This window comes from Varibaculum sp. C0165D1 (assembly GCF_056590355.1).
In genome coordinates this window covers 75291-99549 of record NZ_JBWPVY010000003.1, presented here as the reverse complement: position 1 = coordinate 99549, position 24259 = coordinate 75291, and the positions used below count along the sequence as shown (strand labels likewise).

At 54.2% G+C, this 24259-nt stretch carries 22 protein-coding genes and 1 riboswitch; of the genes, 19 read left to right on the top strand and 3 right to left on the bottom strand.

All coding sequences use genetic code 11. The features are described from left to right. Nucleotides 1-14: 14 nt before the first annotated feature. Nucleotides 15-818, bottom strand: coding sequence for a glutathione S-transferase family protein (locus tag AC1EKS_RS05355; protein WP_481009071.1), 804 nt, complete (start codon nucleotides 816-818; stop codon nucleotides 15-17). Between the two features lie 151 nt (nucleotides 819-969). Then, a riboswitch (FMN riboswitch) is annotated at nucleotides 970-1091 on the top strand. On the opposite strand from AC1EKS_RS05355, the gene ribD reads away from it, so the two are divergent. The 16 genes from ribD (at nucleotide 1076) to uppS (ending at nucleotide 17650) form a co-directional block, all read left to right on the top strand. Next, entirely contained in the window at nucleotides 1076-2230 is a 1155-nt protein-coding gene (ribD, locus tag AC1EKS_RS05350; protein ID WP_481009070.1) for a bifunctional diaminohydroxyphosphoribosylaminopyrimidine deaminase/5-amino-6-(5-phosphoribosylamino)uracil reductase RibD, read from the top strand. (Overlaps the previous riboswitch by 16 nt.) Further along, nucleotides 2215-2814, top strand: a complete 600-nt coding sequence (locus tag AC1EKS_RS05345) for a riboflavin synthase (RefSeq protein ID WP_481009069.1) — start codon at nucleotides 2215-2217, stop codon at nucleotides 2812-2814. Before ribD ends, AC1EKS_RS05345 begins: the two co-directional genes overlap by 16 nt. Then, nucleotides 2807-4051, top strand: coding sequence for a 3,4-dihydroxy-2-butanone-4-phosphate synthase (ribB, locus tag AC1EKS_RS05340; protein ID WP_481009068.1), 1245 nt, complete (start codon nucleotides 2807-2809; stop codon nucleotides 4049-4051). Before AC1EKS_RS05345 ends, ribB begins: the two co-directional genes overlap by 8 nt. A 46-nt stretch (nucleotides 4052-4097) precedes the next feature. Then, a complete protein-coding gene (gene ribH, locus AC1EKS_RS05335) occupies nucleotides 4098-4571 on the top strand; it encodes a 6,7-dimethyl-8-ribityllumazine synthase (RefSeq protein WP_481009067.1) in 474 nt (157 codons plus the stop codon). A gap of 148 nt (nucleotides 4572-4719) precedes the next feature. Then, nucleotides 4720-5745 carry a heat-inducible transcriptional repressor HrcA gene (gene hrcA, locus AC1EKS_RS05330; RefSeq protein WP_481009066.1) on the top strand — a complete coding sequence of 342 codons (1026 nt, stop codon included), beginning with the start codon at nucleotides 4720-4722 and terminating at the stop codon, nucleotides 5743-5745. Nucleotides 5746-5770: 25 nt separating this feature from the next. Next, entirely contained in the window at nucleotides 5771-6877 is a 1107-nt protein-coding gene (gene dnaJ, locus AC1EKS_RS05325) for a molecular chaperone DnaJ (RefSeq protein WP_481009065.1), read from the top strand. Next, a complete protein-coding gene (locus AC1EKS_RS05320) occupies nucleotides 6877-7659 on the top strand; it encodes a 16S rRNA (uracil(1498)-N(3))-methyltransferase (RefSeq protein ID WP_481009064.1) in 783 nt (260 codons plus the stop codon). The genes dnaJ and AC1EKS_RS05320 overlap by 1 nt, the downstream gene beginning before the upstream one ends. Beyond that, nucleotides 7660-8619, top strand: a complete 960-nt coding sequence (locus AC1EKS_RS05315) for a PhoH family protein (protein WP_481009063.1) — start codon at nucleotides 7660-7662, stop codon at nucleotides 8617-8619. Continuing rightward, a complete protein-coding gene (gene ybeY, locus AC1EKS_RS05310; RefSeq protein WP_481009062.1) occupies nucleotides 8616-9071 on the top strand; it encodes an rRNA maturation RNase YbeY in 456 nt (151 codons plus the stop codon). The genes AC1EKS_RS05315 and ybeY overlap by 4 nt, the downstream gene beginning before the upstream one ends. 2 nt (nucleotides 9072-9073) lie before the next feature. Then, nucleotides 9074-10369 (top strand): hemolysin family protein, encoded by a 1296-nt coding sequence (locus AC1EKS_RS05305; protein WP_481009060.1) that lies wholly within the window; start codon nucleotides 9074-9076, stop codon nucleotides 10367-10369. Then, the gene (gene era / locus AC1EKS_RS05300; protein ID WP_481009059.1) at nucleotides 10366-11424 is read left to right on the top strand and encodes a GTPase Era; all 1059 of its coding nucleotides are present in this window, start codon (nucleotides 10366-10368) and stop codon (nucleotides 11422-11424) included. Before AC1EKS_RS05305 ends, era begins: the two co-directional genes overlap by 4 nt. A gap of 155 nt (nucleotides 11425-11579) precedes the next feature. Next, nucleotides 11580-12638, top strand: a complete 1059-nt coding sequence (locus tag AC1EKS_RS05295; protein WP_481009058.1) for a LacI family DNA-binding transcriptional regulator — start codon at nucleotides 11580-11582, stop codon at nucleotides 12636-12638. 131 nt (nucleotides 12639-12769) lie between these two features. Beyond that, nucleotides 12770-14521, top strand: coding sequence for a 2-isopropylmalate synthase (gene leuA / locus AC1EKS_RS05290; protein ID WP_481009057.1), 1752 nt, complete (start codon nucleotides 12770-12772; stop codon nucleotides 14519-14521). 160 nt (nucleotides 14522-14681) lie between these two features. Beyond that, nucleotides 14682-15944, top strand: coding sequence for an ATP-binding protein (locus AC1EKS_RS05285; protein WP_481009056.1), 1263 nt, complete (start codon nucleotides 14682-14684; stop codon nucleotides 15942-15944). A gap of 184 nt (nucleotides 15945-16128) precedes the next feature. Beyond that, nucleotides 16129-16860 carry a DNA repair protein RecO gene (recO, locus tag AC1EKS_RS05280; RefSeq protein ID WP_481009055.1) on the top strand — a complete coding sequence of 244 codons (732 nt, stop codon included), beginning with the start codon at nucleotides 16129-16131 and terminating at the stop codon, nucleotides 16858-16860. 7 nt (nucleotides 16861-16867) lie between these two features. Next, on the top strand, nucleotides 16868-17650 hold the full coding sequence (uppS, locus tag AC1EKS_RS05275; protein ID WP_481009054.1) for a polyprenyl diphosphate synthase: 783 nt from the start codon (nucleotides 16868-16870) through the stop codon (nucleotides 17648-17650). A 76-nt stretch (nucleotides 17651-17726) separates the two neighbouring features. Here uppS and AC1EKS_RS05270 read toward each other — a convergent pair whose 3' ends face one another. Further along, nucleotides 17727-18947, bottom strand: coding sequence for a DUF1015 domain-containing protein (locus AC1EKS_RS05270; protein WP_481009053.1), 1221 nt, complete (start codon nucleotides 18945-18947; stop codon nucleotides 17727-17729). A 164-nt stretch (nucleotides 18948-19111) separates the two neighbouring features. After that, nucleotides 19112-20140 (bottom strand): lipid II:glycine glycyltransferase FemX, encoded by a 1029-nt coding sequence (locus AC1EKS_RS05265; RefSeq protein ID WP_481009052.1) that lies wholly within the window; start codon nucleotides 20138-20140, stop codon nucleotides 19112-19114. A gap of 220 nt (nucleotides 20141-20360) precedes the next feature. Between AC1EKS_RS05265 and AC1EKS_RS05260 the strand changes: the two genes are divergently transcribed. The 3 genes from AC1EKS_RS05260 (at nucleotide 20361) to miaA (ending at nucleotide 24129) form a co-directional block, all read left to right on the top strand. Next, nucleotides 20361-21560: a DegT/DnrJ/EryC1/StrS family aminotransferase gene (locus tag AC1EKS_RS05260; protein WP_481009051.1), complete on the top strand. Its 1200-nt coding sequence runs from the start codon at nucleotides 20361-20363 to the stop codon at nucleotides 21558-21560. A gap of 107 nt (nucleotides 21561-21667) precedes the next feature. Next, nucleotides 21668-23182 carry a tRNA (N6-isopentenyl adenosine(37)-C2)-methylthiotransferase MiaB gene (gene miaB, locus AC1EKS_RS05255; protein ID WP_481009050.1) on the top strand — a complete coding sequence of 505 codons (1515 nt, stop codon included), beginning with the start codon at nucleotides 21668-21670 and terminating at the stop codon, nucleotides 23180-23182. Between the two features lie 8 nt (nucleotides 23183-23190). Further along, nucleotides 23191-24129 (top strand): tRNA (adenosine(37)-N6)-dimethylallyltransferase MiaA, encoded by a 939-nt coding sequence (gene miaA / locus AC1EKS_RS05250; RefSeq protein WP_481009049.1) that lies wholly within the window; start codon nucleotides 23191-23193, stop codon nucleotides 24127-24129. Nucleotides 24130-24259: the final 130 nt, after the last annotated feature.

The following is a 24259-nucleotide window of genomic DNA, read 5'->3' as shown; positions in this document are numbered from 1 at the left end:
TATAGGGGAAAACCTTAGGCGCTACAGGCGGCCGCTCCGGCAGAGTCTTCAGATTCGCCGCTCCCGGAATAGTTGGGATCCAGGGCTGCAGCTTCTTCGGGACTAACCCAGGCAGGCAGCTGGCTCAGCCGCGAAAGATACTCGCTAATGGCCTCGAAATCACTCAAAATCTGGGGATCGGCGGAAGAGATCACCTGGAAAACCACAAAAGCGCGGATATCGCTTTCCCGGGGCTGCTCGCCAGTAAGGAACGGATTTTCCCGCAACATCTCGTCCAGGCGCTCCAAAGTCTGCGAAAAGTTCCGCTGGGTTTGGTCGTCGGCTTCACCATGAGAAACCGACCAAGAAGGAGCTACTAGTTGCTTATTAAGCCAGGTATCTAAGGCATCTAATTTCGCCCGCTCATTCTCCGGATAAAGGTCCGGGGCTTCAAAATGGCAGAAAGGTTTCCAAGCGGTGCAAAAATCTAGCAGCATATCGGCAGACTCAGTGGCCACAATCTGGTTATCCCGTTGGGAATCTAGAATAACCGGCACAGTTTGGGGATCATCGGGTTCAAAAGTGGGCTGGCGGCGATAAAGTTCGCGTGCCGAACGCACCATCAGCAGCGGGTCATAGGAATAACCATCTCGAATAAACTCGAAACCATCCGGGCCAGACCCAGTGGCGTAACGTACCCCCATTGCGGCCTCTAAACCTAAAAGTCGGCGGGCAATCGTCACCCGGCGGCAATAGGGGCAAAGAGGAGAAACTACTAGCAGGTAGCGGCCGGCTTGTACCGGTAGCTCTTCGCTACCAAAACGATAATTCGGGATCATAAAAAGCTCCTGTTCTGGGTTCAACTCTCATTATGGCAAATGAGTGCGCCCCGCGCGCGCTGGGCGCAGCACTATCCGCGCCGGCAAGCCAGCCCCCGCCACTGCCACTTCGCTGCTTAAGCGAAGCCAGAGAAAATGTGGCATAATGAACGGGTGCTCCGGGGTCGGTGAAAATCCGAACCGGCGGTAAAGTCCGCGACCCGCCCGCTGTGGGCGGCTGAACCGGTGAAATTCCGGTACCGACGGTTATAGTCCGGATGAGAGGCAGCACGGGCAGTTATGCCTGCATGGCGTCTGCGCGCGCCCAAGCCTCCTCGGATCACTTTATTGGCGAGGAGGTTTTCTTGTTGGCAGGCTCTATGCCCCCTAAATCCGCGCTCACTCATGCGCTCGCAGCCGCCAGCAAAGCCGCCTTGCAAGGCCCGCGAACCGGAGGAAACCCTCAGGTGGGCTGCGCTATTCTTTCTCCAGCCGGTCGCATATTAGCGATGGGATATCACCGGGGAGCCGGAAGCGCTCACGCCGAAGTTGATGCCCTCGCTAATTTGAAAGAGGACACCGGTTCCGCTCCGCTCACGGCAGTTATCACCTTGGAGCCGTGTAACCATACCGGTAAAACTCCGCCCTGTACCCGCGCCCTCATTGAAGCTGGGATAAAAAATGTGATTTGGGCAGCCGATGACCCTAATCCGAAAGCTGCTGGTGGCGGGGAATACTTAAAACAGCAGGGGATTAACGTCCAGCGCGCCGATGAAGTAGGGGTGGATGAAAGCGCTCTTGCCAGTGCCCGCGCGGTGAGTGCGCACTGGATTCAGGCAGTCAGGCGCGGACGGCCCTGGACGATCGCGAAAGTGGCACAAACCTTGGATGGGTATTGCGCCGCTAAGGACGGATCTAGCCAATGGATCACCAATCGACTATCGCGTGCCTATGGGCACCGGATTCGCTCCCGGGTAGACGTAATTCTTGCCGGTACTGGCACGGTGCTTGCCGATAATCCCCAGCTGACTGCCCGCCTAGCCGACGGGCGGGAATTGCCGCACCAGCCCCGCCCCCTGGTGGTGGGAAACCGCGAGATTCCCGCGGACTGTTACCTGGCGGGCGAAGCCGAACAGGCCCACACCCACGATCTGAAGGCAGTACTAGAAGGCTGCTATCAGCGCGGAGAGATTTTTGCCCTCCTAGAGGGCGGGCCGACTTTAATAACCGCCGCGCTAAAGGCAGGCTTGGTTGATGAGCTGCATATCTACCTCGCCCCGCGTCTGCTGGGAGATGGGCATAAAGGGATAGGCGACTTGGGGATTACCACCTTGACCAGCTCGCTAGATTTTAGTTTGCAACAGGTCAAAGAGTTAGGCGGAGATGTTTTCTTGGCATTAGAAAAGGAAGGGGCGTCATGTTTACCGGACTAATTGAAGAGGTAGGACGCATCAAGGTTCTCAAGATGCGGGAAAAAGATCTCGAAATCGGGGTGACGTGCAGTTTCGCCGGTGAGCTGAGCCGGGGAGAATCGGTGGCTACCTCCGGGATCTGCCTGACCGTGACCCGGGTAGAAGGCGATGCTTTTTTCGCTTACGCGATGCCGGAAACCGTAAAGCTCACCACCTTGGGGCAAAAACGCCTTGGAGACCCGCTTAACCTGGAGCGCGCCCTCCTCCCGACGGATCGCCTCGGGGGACACCTAGTCGCCGGGCATATCGACGGCACCGGCACGGTAACTTCTCTCGAAGAGGGAGAGCGCTGGTTGGAGCTGCAGATTTCGGCCCCCTCCTCGCTGCTTCCCCAGATTGCCCGCAAAGGCTCGATTGCGATTGACGGAGTGTCTTTGACCGTAACCGCGGTGGGCGCCGATTACTTCCGGGTGGCGATTATTCCCGTCACCCGTGACCAAACAACTTTAGGGACGCTGCAGGTTGGTTCCCTAGTTAACTTAGAGACTGATCAGATAGCGAAATACGTGGAACGTTTACTGGAGGATAGTAAAACCAATGAGTGACTTGGTGCAGTTATTTGAGCGGGTAAGCGCGGCGCTCAGGGCAGGAAAACCCGTTCTGGTAGCGGATTCCAAAGATCGCGAAAACGAGGTCGATGCGATTGTTAGCGCCCAAGAAGTTACCCCCGAGTGGATGGGGTGGATGGTGCGTTACACCTCTGGCTATATCTGCGCTCCTATGCCTGCCGAACGCGCGGAGCTGCTAGGACTGCCGATTCAGTGGCCCGCCAATCAAGACCAGCTACGCACTTGCTATACCGTTTCCTGTGATGCTGCCCAGGGGGTAACCACCGGAATCTCGGCTGCGGATCGCCGGACCACTTTGCGAGCTTTAGCAAATCCCCTCGCAACCAGTGAAGATTTAGTGCGTCCGGGCCATATATTGCCGCTGCGGGCGCGCAGTGGCGGGGTGTTTACTCGGGCGGGACACACCGAAGCCGCCGTAGATTTAATGAATCTAGCTGAGCTATCACCGGTGGCAGCAATTGGGGAAATGGTGCATGATGACGGGTCTATGGTTCGCTACCAAGACTGCCCGGAAATCGCCGAAAAGTTCGGCCTGGAACTAATCACAGTTACCGAGCTAAAGGAATTTTTATCCCAGATGAAACCGCAGGCAGATGCGGAAGAAAGTGCCCGGGTTAAAGAGATAGCTAGTGCCAAGTTGCCCACCAGGTTCGGGGACTTCACGGTGCGCGCCTATCGCGATGCCGAACTAGGCGCAGTTCATATTACTTTGATCTCGGAAAAGACCCCCGAATCTATCGCGCTGGTACGGATTCATTCCGAATGTCTGACCGGGGAATCTTTTGGTTCCCTGCGCTGTGACTGCGGGCCGCAGCTACAACAAGCTATGAAAGAAGTAGCGGCGGAGGGCGGCGCGATTATTTATCTGCGCGGGCAAGAAGGACGCGGGATTGGACTGAGCGAAAAAATTAAAGCCTATGCTCTGCAAGATCAAGGGCGCGATACCGCTCAGGCTAATCTGGATTTGGGGTGGCCAATTGACCTGCGGGAATATGGGGCCGCAGCCGCAATTCTACGAGACCTGGAGATGACTAATATCCGTTTGCTCACCAACAATCCGCAAAAGGCGCTGCTTAGTCAAGACGGGATTCAGGTACAGGAAACCGTGCCCCTAGAAGTGGGTATCGACCCGCACAATATCGAATATTTACGCACTAAACAGCGCCTGGGACATACCTTCCACAACCTTGAAAAATTTGTGGCTAAGAAATAGTCGCGACCTCTTATTTCAATAATCAACCCGCGTTAAGGAGAAAGAAATGGCTGGAGCCGGAGTTCCTGATCTGCATACTTCCGCTGCAGGGAAAAAGGTAGTAATCATTGCTACTCATTGGCATGAACAAGTAATGGAAGGACTGATAGCGGGGGCAAAACGCGCCTGTCAGGACGCGAAAGCCAACTTTGAAGTAGTGCGGGTACCCGGATCCTTCGAGCTTCCTCTCGCAGCTAAAGCCTACGCCGAGGCCGGTAAAGCCGACGCTCTGGTTTGTCTGGGAGTGGTGATTCGCGGCGGTACCCCCCATTTTGATTATGTTTGTGACGCTGCCACCTATGGCCTTACCAAAGTATCGGTAGAGTCCCAGATTCCCCTAGGGTTTGGACTGCTCACCTGCGATAACGTGGAGCAAGCCCTGGATCGGGCAGGCCTGGAATCTTCCCACGAAGATAAAGGTTACGAGGCGGTACAGGCAGCGCTAGCGATGGTACAAGTGCTAGCTGAGGCTCGAAACTAAGCGTAGCCGCCTTTAGCTTTGCGCGAATCACAGGTTCCGGGTTAATAACTAGCTGCCAATCAGGGTAGAGTTAGCAGTCGAGGCGGTCGAGTGCTGAAAAATTTTATACGGTGATTCGCGCGCCCCAGTCCGAGAACAGTGAGGAGATATGAGCCAGGCAAGCATCCGGCGCGACGACGTTTTGCGAGCTATCGTTACCGATTACGTGGAAACCGGTGAACCCGTAGGCTCTAAAGCGTTGGTTGATCGGCATGACCTGCGAGTCTCTCCGGCCACTGTGCGAAATGATATGTCCGTACTGGAAGAAAAAGGGTATCTCTATCAGCCGCATACTTCTGCCGGGCGGGTGCCCACCGAAAAGGGCTATCGGGCTTTCGTAGACCGGATCTCCGAGCTGAACCCGATTACTAGTGCCCAGCGCCGCGCCATTGAGACTTTCGTTTTGGGGGCCGCCGATTTTGATGAGGTAGTCGAACGTACCGTCAGGGTATTGGCCCAGTTGACGCGGCAATTAGCGGTGGTGCAGTATCCGCATTTTGAGCGCAGCGGTCTGCGCCATATCGAGCTAATTCCAGTTGCCGAGTTCAAATTATTAGTAATTGTGATTACTAACAGTGCCCGGGTGCAGCAGGCTACTATCGATACTCGTTATGAGGTAGATTCTGCCGGTGCCCACTCTCTGGCTACGCTGTTAAACTCCACTCTAGAGGGAATGGAAGAATCCCAAATATCCCAGGTGGAGCCGGTTTTAATGGCAGGAGCCCGCCCGGAACAGCTAGAAGTTATTTCCCAAGTAATGCCGATTATTCGCGAAGCCCTTACCGGAGAACGGACTGAGAGGATCGTAATGGTGGGGGCGGGAAACCTGGTACGTTCTAGCCCCGAGTTTTCCCGCTCGATCGGCTCTATTTTGGATGCCTTGGAAGAACAGGTAACTCTGCTGCGTCTGTTCTCGGAGATCGATCAACAAGATTCTCCAGTAACAGTGACTATCGGCTCTGAATCGGGGGAGCATTCCCTGTCGGAGACTTCCATCGTGGCAGGCGCTTATGGAGATAAAGAAAGCGGGGTCGCTCATGTGGGGATAGTGGGTCCGCAAAGAATGGACTATCCGCGCGCCATGAGCATAGTACGAGCAGTTTCCCGATATTTATCACGCATGATGACCAGGTAGGTAAAGGAAAGAGGAAAAAGTACCGTTGGCTGATTACTACGAGATCCTAGGGGTTTCCCGCGATGCTACCGAGGCGGAAATCCGCCGGGCATACCGCCGCAAAGCCCGCAAATTGCATCCCGACGTAGCCGGGCCGGAGTCAGAAGATGCTTTCAAAGAAGTATCTATGGCTCACGAAGTCCTCTCTGATCCTGACAAGCGTCGCCGCTACGATATGGGAGGCGAATCCGGGTTTGCCACCTCCGGTATGGGGGACTTTTCGATGTTCTCCGATATTTTCGAATCTTTCTTCGGAGGTGACGCTGGCGGCGGACCTACTCCCAGAGGGCGGCGGGGTGAAGACCTGCGCCAACGCCTAGAAATCTCTTTAGAAGAAGCCGTTTTCGGGGTAAAGAAACAGGTACAGGTGCGTACTGCCGTAGTCTGTCCTACCTGTGAGGGGAGCTGTTGCGCTCCGGGTACTTCCCCGCGAACCTGCCAGGTTTGTAACGGTCGCGGCTCAGTAACCCGCTCCACCCGCACTTTCTTAGGGCAAATGCAATCTACGGTTCCCTGCAGTGCCTGCGCCGGTCACGGTACCACCATCCCAGATCCTTGCCCCGAATGCTCTGGGGAAGGACGGGTTCGCACTACTGCCACCATGCAGGTAGAAATCCCTGCCGGGGTGCAAACCGGGCATAAAGTACAGCTGCGCGGTAAAGGGGCAGTAGGGCCCGGTGGCGGTCCCAGTGGGGATCTATATTTAGAGATTAAGGTCAGCGCGCATCGGGTATTTGCCCGCCACGGGGATAATCTAGAGACCACTTTGCGAGTCCCCATGACTGCCGCCATTTTGGGCACCCAGGTGGATTTGGAAACATTCGATGGCACTCAAGAGATAACTATTTCTGCAGGTACCCAGCCGGGGCAGCAGATTCGCTTACCAGGTTTGGGGGTAGGGCGTCTGCAGCGGGAAGGCCGCGGCGACCTGATCGTAAATATTATGGTGCAGGTGCCTACCAATCTGGATGCTGCCCAGCGGGAACTGATCGAACAGTTAGCGGATATGCGAAAAGAAGACCGAGTAGAACCCGAACCTTTAGAGGACGGCGGGGTCTTCTCTCGCCTCCGGGAACGATTTGCAGGTCACTAATGTTTCTTCCGGTTTTTTTAGGTGACGCATCCTGCCCGCCGCTCGTCTCCCTGCAAGCAGGAGGACGCGGATCCCTCAAAGGTGCAGAGGCCGCACACGCGGTCGGGTCGCTGCGACTAGGAGTAGGGGATCCCCTGGACCTGGTCGACGGTAAGGGCCTGCGCCTGCGTTGCCAGATATTGGCAACCGACAAAAACTATTTAGAGTTCGAAGTGCTTCAGGTAATGTCCCTATCATTACCGGAAACTCAGTTTGGGCTGATCCAGGCACTCTCTAAGGGAGGGCGCGATGAACAGGCGGTAGAGTCGGCAGTCGAATTGGGGGTAAGCCGGGTGCGTCCTTGGGCCGCCCAGCGATCCATCGTGCAGTGGAAGGGGCAAAAGCTGCAGCGGGGAAGCAAGAAATGGCTATCGCTGCTGCAAGCGGCGGCGAAGCAATCCCGCCGCGCCAACTGGCCATTGCTAGATCCGCTTACCGATTCTAGGCAGCTGCAGGAGGTAATTGCCGCTGCAAGCAGTGAAGAAAGGTTCATTCTGCTAGACCCGGATTCTTCGCTACCGCTAGCTAAAGCCTGGGAACAGGTAAGTCAGGCTAAAATGATACATGTGATAGTTGGCCCTGAGGGCGGGGTAAGCCCGGAGGAAACCGCAGACTTTAGCGCTGCGGGCGCGGTTACTGCGCGGCTAGGACCTACGGTTCTACGTTCCTCTAGCGCCGGGCCGGCTGCCCTGGCCGCGCTGGGGCTTTGTAGTGGCCTGTGGGGCCGGAAGGAATCTCTCTAAATGACCGATGAGCAAACCCAAGTGGTTTTGCCGGAAGACCTGGATCCAGTACTGGTTTTTGGCCCCGGTGACCAGGTATTGCGGGCAATGCAAGATAACCTGCCGGGGGTACGGATTAACTCGCGTGGCAACATCGTAACCTTCCAAGGGAACCCGGGCGAGGCCCGGATGGGGGCCGACCTACTGACTGAGTTGATCGCGGCGGCCCGTCACGGTAATCCCTTATCGGCCGCGGCAGTTCAGCAAGCTCTTACCCTGATGTCAACCCAGGAAACGGCGCCGGTACTGCGGACTAAGCGCCGGCAAATTCGGGCGAAAACTCCTGGTCAACAAAGTTATTTAGAGGCGATTACCAATAATCGCATTGTTTTCGGGGTGGGGCCGGCCGGTACTGGGAAAACCTATCTGGCGATGGCCAAAGCGGTGGAAGCTTTGGAATCTGGGGCGGTATCGCGGATAGTATTGACTCGTCCGGCAGTAGAGGCGGGCGAATCCCTCGGTTTCTTGCCCGGTACCCTCACCGAAAAAATCGATCCCTATCTGCGTCCTCTTTATGATGCCCTCCGGGAAATGTTGGAACCGGCCGAACTTGCCCAACTTTTAGAATCCGGAACTATCGAGGTGGCACCCTTGGCGTATATGCGGGGGCGCACCATTTCGCATGCGTTTATTGTGCTGGATGAAGCCCAAAACACTACCACCCAGCAGATGAAAATGTTCCTCACCCGCCTGGGGCAGGGCTCGACCATGGTAGTGACCGGTGATATCACCCAAATTGATTTACCCCGAGGAAAACTTTCGGGACTAAAAGACGCTCGCAACGTCCTCACCGGAGTTAAAGATATAGAATTTTGCTATTTGACCAGTGAGGACGTGGTGCGCGATAAACTGGTGGGACTGATTATTGACGCCTATGAGCGGTCTGCGAACGCTCAAGGCGTGGGAGAGGAATATCGATGAGCGTAGAGGTCTTGAACGAAACCGAATACCCAATAGATGGGGTGGAGTTTCAAGAGCTTGCCGCCTATGTGCTGGGGGCAATGCATGTATCTCCCGCCGCGGAAATGTCGCTGATTTTCGTGGAATCGGATGCGATAGCCGCCCTACATGAACGGTGGCTAGATCTAGAGGGCCCCACCGATGTGATGAGTTTTCCCATGGACGAGCTGCGTCCCGGCAGTGCGCAAGCTCCTACCGAGGCGGGGATACTGGGAGATATCGTGATTTGTCCCGAAGTTGCCAAGGCACAGGCAGCTAAAGCGGGACACTCTTCCACCGAAGAAATGTTACTGCTCACGGTGCATGGAATCTTGCATCTTTTAGGCTATGACCACGCCGAAAAGGATGAAGAAAAAGAAATGTTTGCCTTGCAACGCAAACTATTGCTGACTTTCTTAGCGGAGCGGAGCTAACTTTGTTCTCCCAGATACCTGCCGGAGGGCTACTTGCTTTAGCGATTATGCTCGTGGCGGTAGATACCGCCTGGGCAGCGGCATTGGGAGCGTTTCAAACTCTGTCTCATGCCCGTGCTCAAGATCTGGTGGAAGAGGGGCGCCGTCGCGCGCGGCTAGTACGATCCCTGCTAGAAGATAGACTCCATACCGTGGCTATCTGCCAGTCGTGGCGCTTATTTGCGCAGGTACTAGCCTCTGCCTGTATGACCTTGGCGATGGTGGGATTCGGGCTGACCTGGTGGGTAGCTCTTTTGGTATCGCTGCTGGTATTGGGGGCGCTATTGCTTATTTTCGCTACTTTTGCGGGCATGCGAGTGGGTATTTATCGCCCGGAGGCTACTGCCCTCTGGCTGGCAAAAATGGTTAATTTTGGTAATCGCATCTCGGTACTTTATCGCCCCGTCGAATGGGTAGTACAAAAAATAGCGCCCTTGTCCCCGGTAGATGAGGCTGCTTCCCGCGCTGAAATCGCCGAAGATTTCCGGGAAATGGTCGAGGAAATGGCGGAGGAAGAAAACCTCGCTTATGAGGACGAAGACCGCCAGATTGTGCGTTCCGCCTTGGAGCTAGGAACCACTTTGGTACGTGAAATCATCGTGCCCCGCACCGATATGGTTTCGGTCGAGACCACTACTCTCGCCCGGGAAGCCTTTGAAATATTTATCCAATCCGGGTTTTCGCGGATTCCGGTGTTAGGCGATGATGCCGATGACGTGCGCGGCATGCTTTATCTAAAAGACGTGGTTTCGCGTTGTTTTTCCCGTCCGGAGCTGACGGATCATCCGGTGCCAGAAATGATGCGCGAAGCATTTTTCGTCCCGGAAGTAATGCTCGCTGATGACCTGATGCGCCAGATGCAAGCTGACGCTCCCCATATTGCGGTAGTGGTAGATGAATGGGGAGGCACAGTCGGTCTGGTAACTATCGAAGATATTTTGGAAGAACTGGTCGGCGAGGTAACCGACGAGCACGATCGCGCTGAGGAAGAACCGGAACAACTGAGCGCAAATACCTGGTTGGTACCTGCCCGTTTAGGTTTGGATGACTTAGCTACCCTGGTAGATCTCGAAATAGATGATGACGAAGTGGATACGGTTGGAGGACTGCTGGCCAAAGCCCTGGGTAAAGTGCCGCTGCTGGGCTCTCATGCCCGGGTCAAAGGACTGGAGTTAACCGTGAAATCAGTTGCCGGTCGCCGTCGGCAAATGGATACCCTATTGGTAGAACGGGTAGAGACAGAAACGGACGAGGAATGAATGAGCAAGTAAAACCAGAATCCAGCGAGCACCGTGCGGGATTTGTTTCTATCGTGGGTCGGCCCAATGTAGGCAAATCTACGCTAACGAATGCGCTGGTCGGGCAGAAAGTAGCCATTACTTCTTCGCGTCCAGAAACTACCCGTCATAACGTGCGAGGCGTAGTCCAGGGTGAGGATTACCAGATTGTGCTGGTCGATACTCCCGGTCTGCATCGTCCCCGCACCCTGCTAGGCAAACGTCTAAACGATATGGTGCGCGAAGCCTTGGTAGATGTAGATGCGGTGGTGTTTTGTCTGCCGGCAGATCAAAAAATCGGTCCGGGAGACCGCTATATTGCCGAGGCGTTAAAAGACCTGAACATTCCGGTGATCGTGGCGATTACCAAAGCCGATCTGGTTTCTAAAGAACGAATGGTAGCGGCGCTGGTAGCAGCGGGTGAATTGGGGGATTGGCGGGAGATAGTTCCCCTTAGCGCCCTAGAGGGGGAAGTATCTGTCCTGGTCGATCAGATTGCTAAATACCTACCGCCCTCCCCGCCGCTATATCCCCGTGACCAGGTCAGTGATGAATCGGTAGAAAAAATGATTGCCGAGTTCGTGCGGGAAGCCGCCCTGGAGGGGGTGCGTGAAGAACTACCACATTCGATTGCGGTACAGGTAGAAGAGATTCTTTACCAAGGGGAAGATAGCGGCCCCCGCCTGGGATATGGAACGCACCGTACCCCGCAAAAAGACGAGGATGCTACCAAGGAATCCGAGGGCGGTGCTGAGAACGAGGATGCTACCACGCCCTCCGATGCTGCTGAGGACGGGCCCGGTGTCCCTAAAGAACAAGCCAAGCCCCTAGACGTGCACGTAAATGTGTTCGTAGAGCGCGATTCTCAAAAAGGAATTTTGATAGGAAAAGGGGGCAGCCATATTCGCCGGGTACGGATCAAATCGAAACGCCAGATTCAAAAACTACTAGGTACCCCGGTACAGCTACACCTGCATGTGCGAGTAGCCAAGAACTGGCAGTCCGACACTAAAATGCTAGGACGTCTGGGATTTTAGAGAGCAAAGACAGGTTTGGTTCCCTTAGCTTTAAGGACGGTGCTTTCCCCGGTTGCGGCACAGCGGGTCTAGCCCACCGCATTCTTGTAAACGTTTCCTGGAAGGTTAATTTTCTTGCTAGGATTTTATAAAGCACTTGCTAGGAGGCGTTTTTCGTGGCAACCATTCGTGATGTGGCTAAAGCCGCTGGAGTTTCGATTGCCACCGTTTCGCGCGCCCTGAATGGGAATACCAATTTAGCGCCTGCTACCCGGCAGAAAGTATTGGCTGCCGCCGAGGAATTGGGGTATCAAAAAGATCGCTTAGCAGCGGCGATGCGCACGGGACGCACTGGAGCTATCGGTTTGGTTCTAGGAGACGTAATGAACCCGTTTTATGCGATGCTGGCGCATTGCGTGGAACGAGCAGTTCATTCTCACCAGGTGTCTTTGGTGCTTTCTAATGCTCACGAGGATGGGAAAAGCTACGAAAGAGGAATTCGGGCGCTGGCAAAACAGGGGGTAGATGGGCTTTTAGTGGTACCTCCCTCTCGGGTAGCGCCCGGCTGGAAGCATCCGGATCCTCCGGAAGGAATCGCGATGGTGGCTTTGGACCGGCAGGCACGCGGGGGAGCTGTACCCTCGGTGGTGATTGATTCTGCCCGGGCGATGCAAGAATTGGCAGAGCATCTGCGTGCTGCCGGATATCGCCATCCCGCCTATTTGGCTGGTCCAGAGTTTTCTTTAGCGGAACGGCATCGTGCCGGAACTCTAATCGAGGCCTTAGATAGCTGCGGTTTTAGGAAAGTGGAAGTTGAGTATTGCCCCCATGAAGCAGTCCCGGCCGCCAGTGCTACCCGGGCGCTGTTGGCACTGTACCGTCCCGATATTATTATTTGTGCCTCTAACCAGATTGCCCTGGGAGTCTTAATGATTACCAAGAGCATGGGGATGCAGCTCGGGTCCGATCTGGGATTGGCGGCAGTTGATGATATTCCTTGGTTCTCGGTGATGTCGCCGGCTATTACCGTGATTGATCAACCGGTCGATAAACTTGCGAACCTAGGGGTAAACCTACTGATGAAACAGATATTTGGTGCCGCCTATATGCCGAAAGCCGGGGATATCTTGGTGGCGGGGGAAAGTGCCTTTATTCCGCGCGAGTCCACCCAGGGTCCCCGCCTGTCCGCTCAATATGCGGGACGCTGGTTACCAGAAAGTGGAAAAACTGTTTAGAGTAGGTGTATGCGCGCATTGGTTCTGCTGCTAGGCTGCCGCGACGAAGTCCAGTAAAACTGGTCGAGACTCGTCGCGGGATTCTTTGGTGTCTTCGGCCAGCCACTTAAAAAGCAGAAAGAAATCTTAGAATGCGAACTACTGGTAAAGCTCCCCGTCAACAACCCTCCGGAATGCCCTTTCAAAAGTATGCCCATTTTTGGGATACTTCCCTGAAACTGCCGGATCGTACCTGGCCAGATAGAAATGTTACCCAGGCTCCTCGCTGGCTATCTACGGATTTGCGGGACGGTAACCAGGCTTTGATTGACCCGATGGATCCGCTGCGTAAACGGAAAATGTTCGATCTGTTGGTACAGATCGGGATGAAAGAAATCGAAATCGGGTTTCCGGCGGCCTCACAGGTAGATTTTGACTTCGTGCGCTCACTGGTTGAAGATAACGCGATTCCCGAAGACGTTTGCGTTTCAGTTCTCACCCAGGCGCGCGAAGACCTAATCGGACGCACCGTGGAATCCCTAGTGGGGGTGCCGCGAGCCAATGTGCATATCTATAACGCCACCTCCCCAACATTCAGAGAGATAGTTTTCCACAACGATAAGGCGGCCACCGTAGAACTGGCGGTTAGCGGGGTACGTGAGGTAATCGCGCAGGCAGAAAAACAGCTTGATGATTCCACGGTTTTCGGGTTGCAGTATTCGCCCGAAATTTTCGTGGATACCGAAGCCGAGTTTGCCCTGGAAATCTGTGAAGCCGTCATGGATATTTGGCAGCCCGATGAAGATCGCGAAATCATTTTGAACCTGCCCGCCACCGTAGAGCGCTACACTCCGGACTCCTATGCGGATCAGATTGAATGGATGAGCCGTAACCTAAGCCGTCGCGAACATGTATGTCTGTCGGTACATAACCATAATGACCGCGGCACGGGGATTGCGGCGGCGGAACTGTCTATGAAAGCCGGTGCCGACCGGGTAGAAGGCTGCCTCCTGGGGCAGGGGGAGCGCACCGGCAACGTTGATTTGATTACCTTGGCGATGAATCTTTATTCCCAAGGAATCGACCCCATGCTGGATTTATCTGATCTGGATCAGGTGCGCGAAACTGTCGAACACTGCACCCGCATGGAAACTAATCCCCGCCAGCCCTACACTGGCGATTTGGTTTACACTTCCTTCTCCGGTTCCCACCAGGACGCCATCAAGAAGGGCTTTGATAAACGCGCCCAACAGGTTAAAGCTGCTGGTGGCGACCAAAACCAGGTTATCTGGACGGTTCCTTACCTGCCGATTGACCCCGGGGATATCGGACGCGATTACCAGGCAGTGGTGCGGGTGAACTCCCAGTCCGGTAAGGGCGGTATCGCCTTCATGATGAAACGGGATTATTCCTTGGATTTGCCGCGCCGCCTGCAGGTGGAATTCTATCGCCACGTTCAGGACTACACAGAAGAGTTCGGGGGCGAGGTCGATTCGCAGCATTTGTGGAAGATTTTTGCCGATGAATATTTGCCCGGTGAAGAACATAGCCTCACGCCCTGGGGCCGCTTTAAGCTGCGGGATTCTCGCGCCGACACCAACCATGAAACTGGGGAAGTCTCCTTGCGGGCTCAGGTTAGTGATAACGGCGCTATGCGGACTTTAGAGGCGGTGGCGCCCGGGCCTATCGAGGCCTTTATTACTGCTTTCCAAAGGCTGGGCTTGGATATCAAAGTGCTCGACTATGTCGAGCATGCGATGGAAACCGGCGAAAGTTCGCGGGCAGCGGCCTATGTCGAGGCCGAGATTGCCGGTCAGGTGCTGTGGGGAGTAGGTATCGATCCCTCGATTACCCGCGCGACCTATAAGGCAGTTATCAGCGCCCTCAACCGCGCGGAACGCTAAAAGGTCTGCAAAACCTGCGCTAGAACGTCTGCAAAAGGTGCGCTAGGATATCTGCAAAACCTGCGTTAGAATGTCTGCAAATAATGCGCTAGAGCTTTTGAACTGCTATAATAAGCATGTGGACACCGAAGCGATAGTGGGTAGACCCTATCTACCCAGAATGATTGATAGCCCCTTGCAGGAAATCCTGCACGGGGTAGGCGCCGTTATAATCGAGGGTCCTCGTGGGTGCGGCAAGACTATGAGCGCCCTAAATGCGGCTAACTCTTATATCTTTTTAGATACTCCCCACGCAAAAGAAATCTTTGATTTTCAACCTGAACTACTTCTTCGTGGTGACACCCCCAGGCTGTTAGACGAATGGCAGGTTATCCCCGAAAGCTGGAATCTAGTTCGCCGCGAGGTAGATGGCAGGGCTGAGCGCGGACGTTTCATCTTGACCGGATCCGCCCTCCCAGCTGATGACATTACCAGACATACTGGGGCGGGTCGCTTCTTGCGCCTTACCCAACAAACCATGACTACTTGTGAAAAAGACCAAGTTTTGGGCAAGGATAACTCAATGCCATCTGTATCCCTACGCAACTTATTTGCGGGGGAATTTCCCGACCTTTTCCCTGGCCAAGATGATCCCACCTCGGCAATCAATCTGCTATGCCGCCCGGGATTCCCCGATATGCTCCATGATGATTTTTCTCTTTCTTCCCGCCGTATCAGTGCATATATTGATGAGGTCACCCGCCTAGATTTATCTCGCCTAGCCGAGATCCGGCATTCTCCACAAGTAATCACGGCAATCCTGCAGTCGGTAGCGCGCAGCGTGATTAGTGAGTTAAAAATAGGCACGATTCGCAGCGACATCGAGCTACTAGCAGGAGAAATCCAAAACAGAACCATTTCTAACTATCTGGAACTACTAGGGAGGATTTTTGTAGTCCAAGAAATTCCTGCCTGGTTGCCGCAGCTACGTACGAGAGCAAGGCTGCGTACGGCGAGAAAATATCATCTAGCTGATCCAGCTATGGCGGTTAATCTTCTGGGGGCTACGCCTACTCAGCTAGCCTATGACCCGAAAACTCTAGGATTGATATTAGAAAGCGCCGTTCTCCATGACCTACATACCCTGATTAGCTTTTTAGGAGGTAAGCTCTATCACTACCGCGATAGCTCCGGCCGGGAAATCGATGGAATCGTTACTCTTCCTGATGGACGCTGGGCAGGTATCGAAGTCAAACTAGGAACCGCCAAAATCTCTCAAGCAGGGCAAAAACTGCAAGAAATCGTGAATACGCTCGATTTAGAGGTGATGAAGAAACCTTCGTTCCTGGCAGTAGTTACTCTGGCTGGACCGATAGCTAAGCTCACGAAGCTGGAAAATGACGTTCCTACCTTTACCTTTCCAATTCAAGCTTTGGGTGTCTAAAACTTATTGAAGTGTATTAATAATGCTCTAGCAATCGTTTTGCAGGAAGTCTAGCAATCGTTTTGCAGGTTTTACGTGGCTGCTGGCATTAGTATTTGCGGAGGCGGCTGCTAGCTCTCGCCCGCAAGCGTCCTTTGAGCTGTGTCAACGCTGAGCTAGCACGTAGATATGAGATAATAACCGGGTGCTGCGAACCTATACCGACCAGGCGATTGTCCTGCGAACCACCAAGCTAGGGGAAGCAGACATGATTTTGACGCTGCTGACCTTAGAACATGGCGGGGTGCGGGCGGTAGCCAAAGGACTGCGCCGCACCTCCTCGAAATTTGGGGCGCGCCTAAGCCCCTTTAATCGGGTAAAACTGCAGCTCCATGTGGGGAGAAACCTGGACACCGTCACTCAAGCCGAATCGCTTAGCCTTAACGCCCCGGCTATCTCCTCCGACTACGAACGTTACCTTTCGGGACAGGTAATGCTAGAAACCGCGGAAAAACTTTCCGAGGGCGAGGCTTCGCGCAGCCAATACCGGCTACTCGCGGGGGCAATACCGGCCTTAGCGAATCGGGCGCACCGTCCGGGCATGGTGCTATCCTCGTATCTTTTGCGCACCCTAGCGATTGCAGGATGGGCGCCGGCTTTAAATGCGTGTGCGCTGTGCGGATCTGGCGGTCCCTTCAAAGTATTCTCCGCTCCTGCCGGCGGGATGGTGTGTGAACAGTGCCAGCTCAGTGGAGGAATCCGCATCTCAGAGGCAGTAACCAAGCTACTTACTTCGCTGTTTGTGGGGCAGTGGCCGCAAGTTTATCAAGCGGACGGGCTAACCCAGGGAATAGCTGAAGAAGTGGTCACCGCCTATACCGAATGGGTATTAGAGCGAAAGCTAAAATCCCTGTCGGTAAGGGAACGCCAGGCATAATAAGAACATGAGCGATAAAGACTTTGTAGCAACTGTTCCCCCCGGGCAAGGCGCCTCCATACCTCCGTTATCGCAGGTTCCCACCCATGTGGCGTTAATCATGGATGGTAATGGACGCTGGGCTAACCAACAGGGTTTGCCGCGCACTGCCGGTCATCAAGCCGGAGAGTTATCACTGATGGATACTCTGGCAGGAGCAGTAGAAGCCGGGGTGAAGATGGTGAGCGTCTACGCTTTTTCCACCGAGAACTGGAAACGTTCCCCGGCGGAAGTGCGCTTCTTAATGGGGTATTCGCGGGATGTGATTCGCCGGCGCTCCCGAGAACTCAACGACTGGAACGTGCGCATAGTCTGGTCGGGTCGCCGCGGGCGCCTCTGGAAGTCAGTTATCAAAGAACTAGAAGCTGCTGCCGATTTGACCAGCAAAAACACCGGGATGGTGTTTAATATGTGCATCAATTATGGGGGCCGTGCGGAATTGGTTGATGCCGCTCGCGCGGTTGCGCGCCGGGTTGCGGCTGGGGAAATCAGCGAAAACCATATCCGTGAGGACACCTTGGCACGGGAAATGTATCTAGGAGGCATGCCGGATGTGGATCTACTGATTCGCACCTCTGGGGAGCAGCGCCTGTCTAATTTCTTGCTGTGGCAATGTGCCTATGCGGAACTTAGCTTTGTTCCCGAGATGTGGCCAGATTTTAAACGGGAACAACTCTGGCGCGAGCTATCAGCTTTTGGAGGGCGTAATCGGCGTTTTGGAGGAGCACAAGACCGGCCTCAAGGCTCCTAAAAATCTCGACCACAGCCCTTCAGTAGCCACCCGAAGTGCGTCCTCGGGAAAATTAAGTTATTTAACCCCGCTAATGCTAGTCCCAGAGGGGGTGGGCAAACAGGCCGCTGCCCAGTTTCGGCTCGAACCAAGTGGACTTAGGGGGCATGATTTTACCGGCGTCAGCCACTTCCATCACTTGGTCGATCTGGGTGGGATACATATAGAACGCGCAGGCCGCCCCGTTATCCACTGCGGCTTTAAGTTCACTGTCCCCGCGAATCCCGCCCACGAATTCGATGCGCTGGCTGGTGCGGGGATCTTTAATCCCCAATAGGGGAGAAAGCACTTTTTCTTGCAGCAAAGATACGTCTAGGGAATCGGGTAGCTGTTTGCCCGCGATAACGGTGGGGTGGAAGGTGCATCCATACCACTTGCCTTCCAGATACATACTGAAAGAGCCGGGAGCTTGCGGCGCAGCAAACTCACCAAGCTCGGTTATCGCCGCTACCTGAGCTAAATCGGCTAAGAACTGGGCGGGGTTGGTGTCCCCCCAATCAAGCACTAGGCGGTTATAGGGCAGGCAGCGCAAGTCGTGATCAGGAACCGCGACTGCGAGGAACTCATTCCAGGGGGCACCGGCGCGTTGCGGGCGAGAAAGCCCCACTTTTGCCGCCGATGCCGAGCGGTGATGCCCATCGGCAATATAAAAGTAGTCCAGCGCCTCTAGGGCGCGGGCAGCCAAGGAGGTATCTTCATCCGACAAGGGCCACAGCTCGTGGCAGGTGCCATCTAAAGTTTCCCCTTTAAGTAGCGGTTCTTCTTTAATTACCCGCGCGGAAAGTTCATCGATTTCTTGATTGGCACGATAAGTAAGAAAAACCGGCTCTGTGTGGGCATTTACCCGGTCGAAATGTTTAATTCGGTCGGCTTCTTTAATCGCTAAAGTTTTTTCATGCTGCTTGATAGTGCCGTCTTGATAGTCTGCCACCTGCGCGCACCCTACGATCCCTACCTGGGCGGCTCCCCGCCAAGTCTCGCGGTACAGGTAAAGACAGGGCCGGTCTTCGCGGACCAGAACTCCGCGGTTAATAAAATCGGCCAGATTGGCGGTAGCCTGCTCGTGAACCGGGTCAGCGTGTTGATCCACGCTTGAGGGTAAATCAATTTCCGCGCGGGTGATATGCAAATAGGAGTCGGGGTCTTTGCCTTGTTCGGCCGCCTCCTGTCGGTTCATAACGTCATAAGGAAGTGCTACTACCCGCGGGGCGGCCTCACTAGTGGGACGCAGCGCACGAAAAGGACGCAACTTCGGCATCAAAATCTCCTTAGGGTATTGCCTTTATCTCCAGCTTAACGGCTCCGCCTAGGTTTCATAATTTGTATACCAACTATTAGAAATAGGGCAGGAAAAGATACCGATATTATGGGGTAGCAATTTATTTTGTGGTTACACTGGAAAAATATCCGGCTTTCTCTCGGCTATTTATTGAAGTCGGCATAGACATCGGAATTAAAAATCCAGTCAAACTGCCCAATCATTTCCATCAGACCGTTTTCACCACAGAAAGTTTTTTTGAAGCGATATAGACCAGCTGCAGGGTTGAGGTCGAAGATTCCTCCCATATCATATTCGCTATATCCCTGTTCAATAGCATCTTTAATTGCCTCATTGTTCATCTGATAGTTGGGGTAAAGGTCTCGATGCTCATTAGAACTAGCGGCATAGATATAGAAAACTTTTTTGTTATAGCTGAGCATAATGGCGGAGGAAAGAACCTGATCATTTAGCTTGGTTTCATAGAGAGTTACTGCTGAGGTGGGGAAGGCGTTAAATAACCGCACGAAGTAATCTTTGGGGCGATAGGTGATTCCTTGGCGCTTAGCCATTACTTTGGTGAGGTCATAAAAAGTGTCTAGAGATTTTTCAAAACCTGCTTGGTCGCGACGCAAGCGAATGGTTTCCAATCCGTGTTTATACGGAAGTCTAATCATGGTGCGCTTTTTGCGTTTAATTGTTTGAAAATATTCCTCGTGCGACCCCATGGAAATATCTGCAATCACATGCATCCGGGGATTGGAAAAGCTGTGTTCATCAGTACCCCTAGTGGTAATCACCAGATTATCCATCCCTGCATTCCGGTAGTTTGCGAGCACTTTCTCGTCATAGGCAAACTCGGGGTCCATCCTTAAAACAAAACCGTTGCGTTTTTCAATCACTGGGGCGGCTTCTTTTACCAGCGCCTTCACCGTGTCAATATCTTTAAAATCGCAGACGGGACCGCGCGGGGCGTACATAAAAGCATGTTTGCCATCATTCTTAACAGATAGTATGGAGAGGGCAGCGATTATGTTTCCGGAATCATCTTGCAGGTAAACGTAGTCGCTATCCCAGTTATTCTTTACTTTTGCCCAGTTAACGGACTGCATAACGTGACCGTAGGGACTGGAAGCAACGAATCCCTCATAGCGAGCCACCGCTTCGTTATGCGTTAAATCTAAAATGGGCACGATTTTCTCCTCGTTATGTCCGGGAAATCAATCAAGTGATTATTGGGAGTGAAGACCTCGTTTACGTATATTCAGTCTAGCAGCGTTCTATTAAAACCAGCTATGAGGTGCCTTAAATAAACTCTATTTATAGGGATATATTTATGCTAAAAAATAATGAGTATCCAGTGGTAGTAGCGTATTTCTTGGGGAGTTCTTTGTCGGGCTTTAGAATGTCTACATGACCTCAAGTACCTTTTTACCGTTAAGGCAACGTCTGGCTGAACTTACTAGTACCCGCGCTGAAGATTGGTTCTTATTTATGCGCGCCCGCCACGGGATGGCAACCGTCTACCAAATCTTGCACCAATGCTTTGGCCAGGGAACGGTAACCACCCAGGCGTACACTTGCGTAACTGCGGTCAATCCCATTTTAGTGGCAGGGCTAAAACCCGAATACGGGGATATTGACCCCGATTCCATCGCTCTAGTCCCCGATTCTGCGCCCCTCCATTCCCAGACGCGGGCGGTGGTGTGGCAGAACACTTTCGGAATTCTCGCGGACAGCAAGGCGGCGCTGCTGCGTTCGCGGGTTCAGAGCACTCCGGCGATTTTTCTGGAAGACTCCGCTCACTGCGTCGGATCTATGGTTCGCGATAACCAGGGAGAACCGCTGGCGGATATTTCGGTGCACTCTTTCGGGGTAGAAAAATTACTACCCACCAAGTTTGGGGGTGCTATCTGGATTAATCCGCGCCTGGGGGAGCGCAGCCCGCAGCACCAACGTTTTATGGAAGAGCTTAAGACCGCTTGCGCCGGGGTGCGTGCTCCCCAGGGCCGCGAAGAAAAAGCTATGCGCCGCTACTTTAACCAAGTGCGAGTCTTAAACCATTTACCGCAGAAGCTCTCGGGTCCTCTGCGGAAAACTCTAATAAAAACCGATAGCTTTTTAGCCCCGATTATTCCCCTGGAGCAGCAGGGAAAGTTAGATCGCGTCCCCTCCTTGCCCTCAAAATGGGCGGCAGACCAGGCGTTAGCACAGCTGAAAAATATCGAGGATACTCGGCGGCGGCGCCAGCAAGTGCAACACATTTATCAAGAAAAGCTTACGCGGCAGTTGCAAATACCGGCAGCTATCAATGATTCCCAGGCTTTAGTGCGTTTTCCGATATTTGTTGAGGACGCGACCTCGGATATTAAGGCCGAAAGCCTCTTTTCTTTCTTGCGCACGCGTGGCTATTACCCGGGACGCTGGTATCGACCGGCACTATTTCCTGGGGTAAAAGAGTACGAGCTCTACAACCTAGATTCTGAGCTTTCCGACTTACCCAATACCAAGCGCCTGATTGAAAGCGCCATTAACCTTCCCACCCAGGAAAGCGTTCCGCGCGCCCAAGAAATCGCCTCTCTGGTAAATCAGTGGGTAGGCGATAACTCCTAACAGCCACTTTTCCGGGCCGGACGGGGAAGCAAATAAATGACTACGGCAGAGAGCCCTCGGTCACAGTAGTTTTCGCCCCGGGCAGCTCGCCTATTAGACTAGGCGCGATGATAAGCAACAATAAAATGCCCCGTACCTACCATGTGCGCACCCTGGGGTGCCAGATGAACGAGCATGACTCCGAACGCATGGCGGGTCTGCTAGAAGCTGACGGCCTGGTGCCGGTAGAGCTGGTGCCGGCTGCTGCTGCGCGCGCTACCAATGCCGGTGACGGGGGAGCAGATGTGGTCGTAATCAATACCTGTTCGGTGCGAGAAGCTGCCGCTAACCGCCTGTTCGGGAACCTGGGGCAACTGGCTAGTGTGAAGCGGGAGCGTCCGGGAATGCAGATTGCGGTCGGAGGGTGCTTGGCGCAACAGATGCGCGAAAAAATTATTGAAAAAGCCCCTTACGTGGACGCGGTTTTCGGCACCCATAATATTGACGTCCTCCCTGCCCTGCTGCGCAGATCTGCTCATAACCGGCAGGCAGCGGTAGAAATCGCAGAATCTCTAAAGGTATTTCCCTCGACTTTGCCTACCCGGCGTGAATCCTCCTATTCCGCCTGGGTATCCATCTCGGTGGGGTGTAATAATACTTGCACTTTCTGCATTGTCCCTTCTTTGCGAGGCCGCGAACGGGATCGGCGTCCCGGGGAGGTACTCGCGGAAGTAGAGGCCGTGGTAGCGCAGGGAGCTTTGGAAGTTACCCTGTTGGGGCAAAACGTGAACTCTTATGGTGCCGGATTTGGTGATCGGGGAGCCTTCGCCAAGCTGCTGCGGGCTTGCGGGAATATTGAGGATCTAGAGCGGGTACGCTTCACTTCCCCTCATCCGGCAGCCTTTAGCGATGATGTAATTTGGGCGATGGCAGAAACTGAAAACGTGATGCCTACCCTGCATATGCCACTGCAGTCGGGTTCGGATCAGATCTTGCGGGCGATGCGCCGCTCCTACCGGCAAAAACGCTTCCTGGGGATATTAGATAAGGTACGTCAGGCCATGCCCGAGGCGGCGATTTCTACCGACATTATTGTGGGCTTCCCGGGGGAAACCGAAGAAGACTTCCAGCAAACCCTAGAGGTAGTGGAGCAGGCCCGTTTTGCCTCTGCCTTCACCTTCCTGTATTCGCCGCGCCCCGGCACCCCGGCGGCCGACCGAGAGGATCAGATTCCTCACCAGGTCAAGCTGGAACGCTATAACCGTTTGATTGCCTTGCAAGAAAAGATTTGCTTAGCAGAAAACCAAAAGCTGGAAGGCAGCACCGTTGAAGTTCTAGTGGCCGAGGGTGAGGGGCGGAAAGATCAAGAAACTCATCGGATTTCGGGGCGGGCTCGCGACGGACGCCTAGTGCACGTGGCGCTACCTGCCGGCCAGAAAGCCCCGCGACCAGGAGATATCGTGACTGCGAAAGTTACTTACGGTGCTCCCCATAATCTGATTGCGGATTCCGCACTGAACGGGGGAATGTTCTCGGTGCGCGCTACTAGAGCCGGAGATGCATGGGAAGCGCGCCAAAGTAAAGAAGAAGAATACTCCCAGCAGGTGTCCTTAGGGATTCCCGCTATTCGTCCTCGCGGGTAGGTAGCTTTATGGATGCCTCCAAACTTCCACTAGTAGCGGTAGTAGGGCTCACTGCCAGCGGAAAGTCTGGGTTTTCCCTGCAGCTAGCTGCGGCATTAGGGGAACGCGGAGTCACCTGCGAGGTTATTTCTGCCGATGCCTTCCAGCTCTACCGGGGAATGGATATCGGAACCGCGAAAGTTCCTCTAGAGGAGCGCGGAGGGATTCCGCATCATCTGTTGGATGTTCTGGAACTAGAGGAAAAAGCCTCCGTAGCCGCCTATCAGCGCAGTTGTCGCCAGGTGATTGAGCAGATTCGCGCGCGAAGAGCCCTTCCGATGCTGGTAGGCGGGAGCGGACTCTATATCCGCGCCGCCCTCGATGAAATCGAGTTCCCTGGAACTGATAGCTCCATTAGGAAGCAGCTAGAATCCCAGGCGGCGCAGCTGGGGATAGCAAAAATGCATCAACGCCTCGCCGAAGTTGATCCGGAATCTGCCGCTCGAATCTTGCCCGCCAATGAACGCCGCGTCATCCGCGCCTTGGAAGTGTATGAGCTGACCGGCAAGAAATTTTCCGCCACTATGCCGCGGCGGGAATACTTCCAGCCCACTTTGCAGTTGGGAATCAAGTGGCCGCTAACGGTGCTCGATGAACGCATTAGCGAGCGCACCACCCAAATGCTTAGGCAAGGATTTATTCCGGAAGTCGCGGAACTGGAAAAGCAGGGACTGGCAGACACTCCTACTGCATGCCGCGCCACCGGCTACCAGGCGGTTATGGATTTGCTGGCCGGAAAGATCACCCGCGAAGAGGCCGCAGAGCAAATAGCGCTGCAAACCCGGCAGCTTGCCCGCAAACAGCGCAAATGGTTCCGCAAAGACCCGAGAATCCATTGGCTAGACGGCGAAGCCGGTGCCGCCGCCAATGTCGAACAATCTCTATCCCTACTTGGAATCCAGCAGTAGCAACGCGTTACGAGGGGGCGAGATTTTTCCTCCCGCCCAAGAATTCGGAAAACGTAGCGACGTTTCCCGAATTCTTATGCCCACCGCGCCCACTCGGATAAAACCTCGCCCCCTCGTTTAGGGTGCTTTG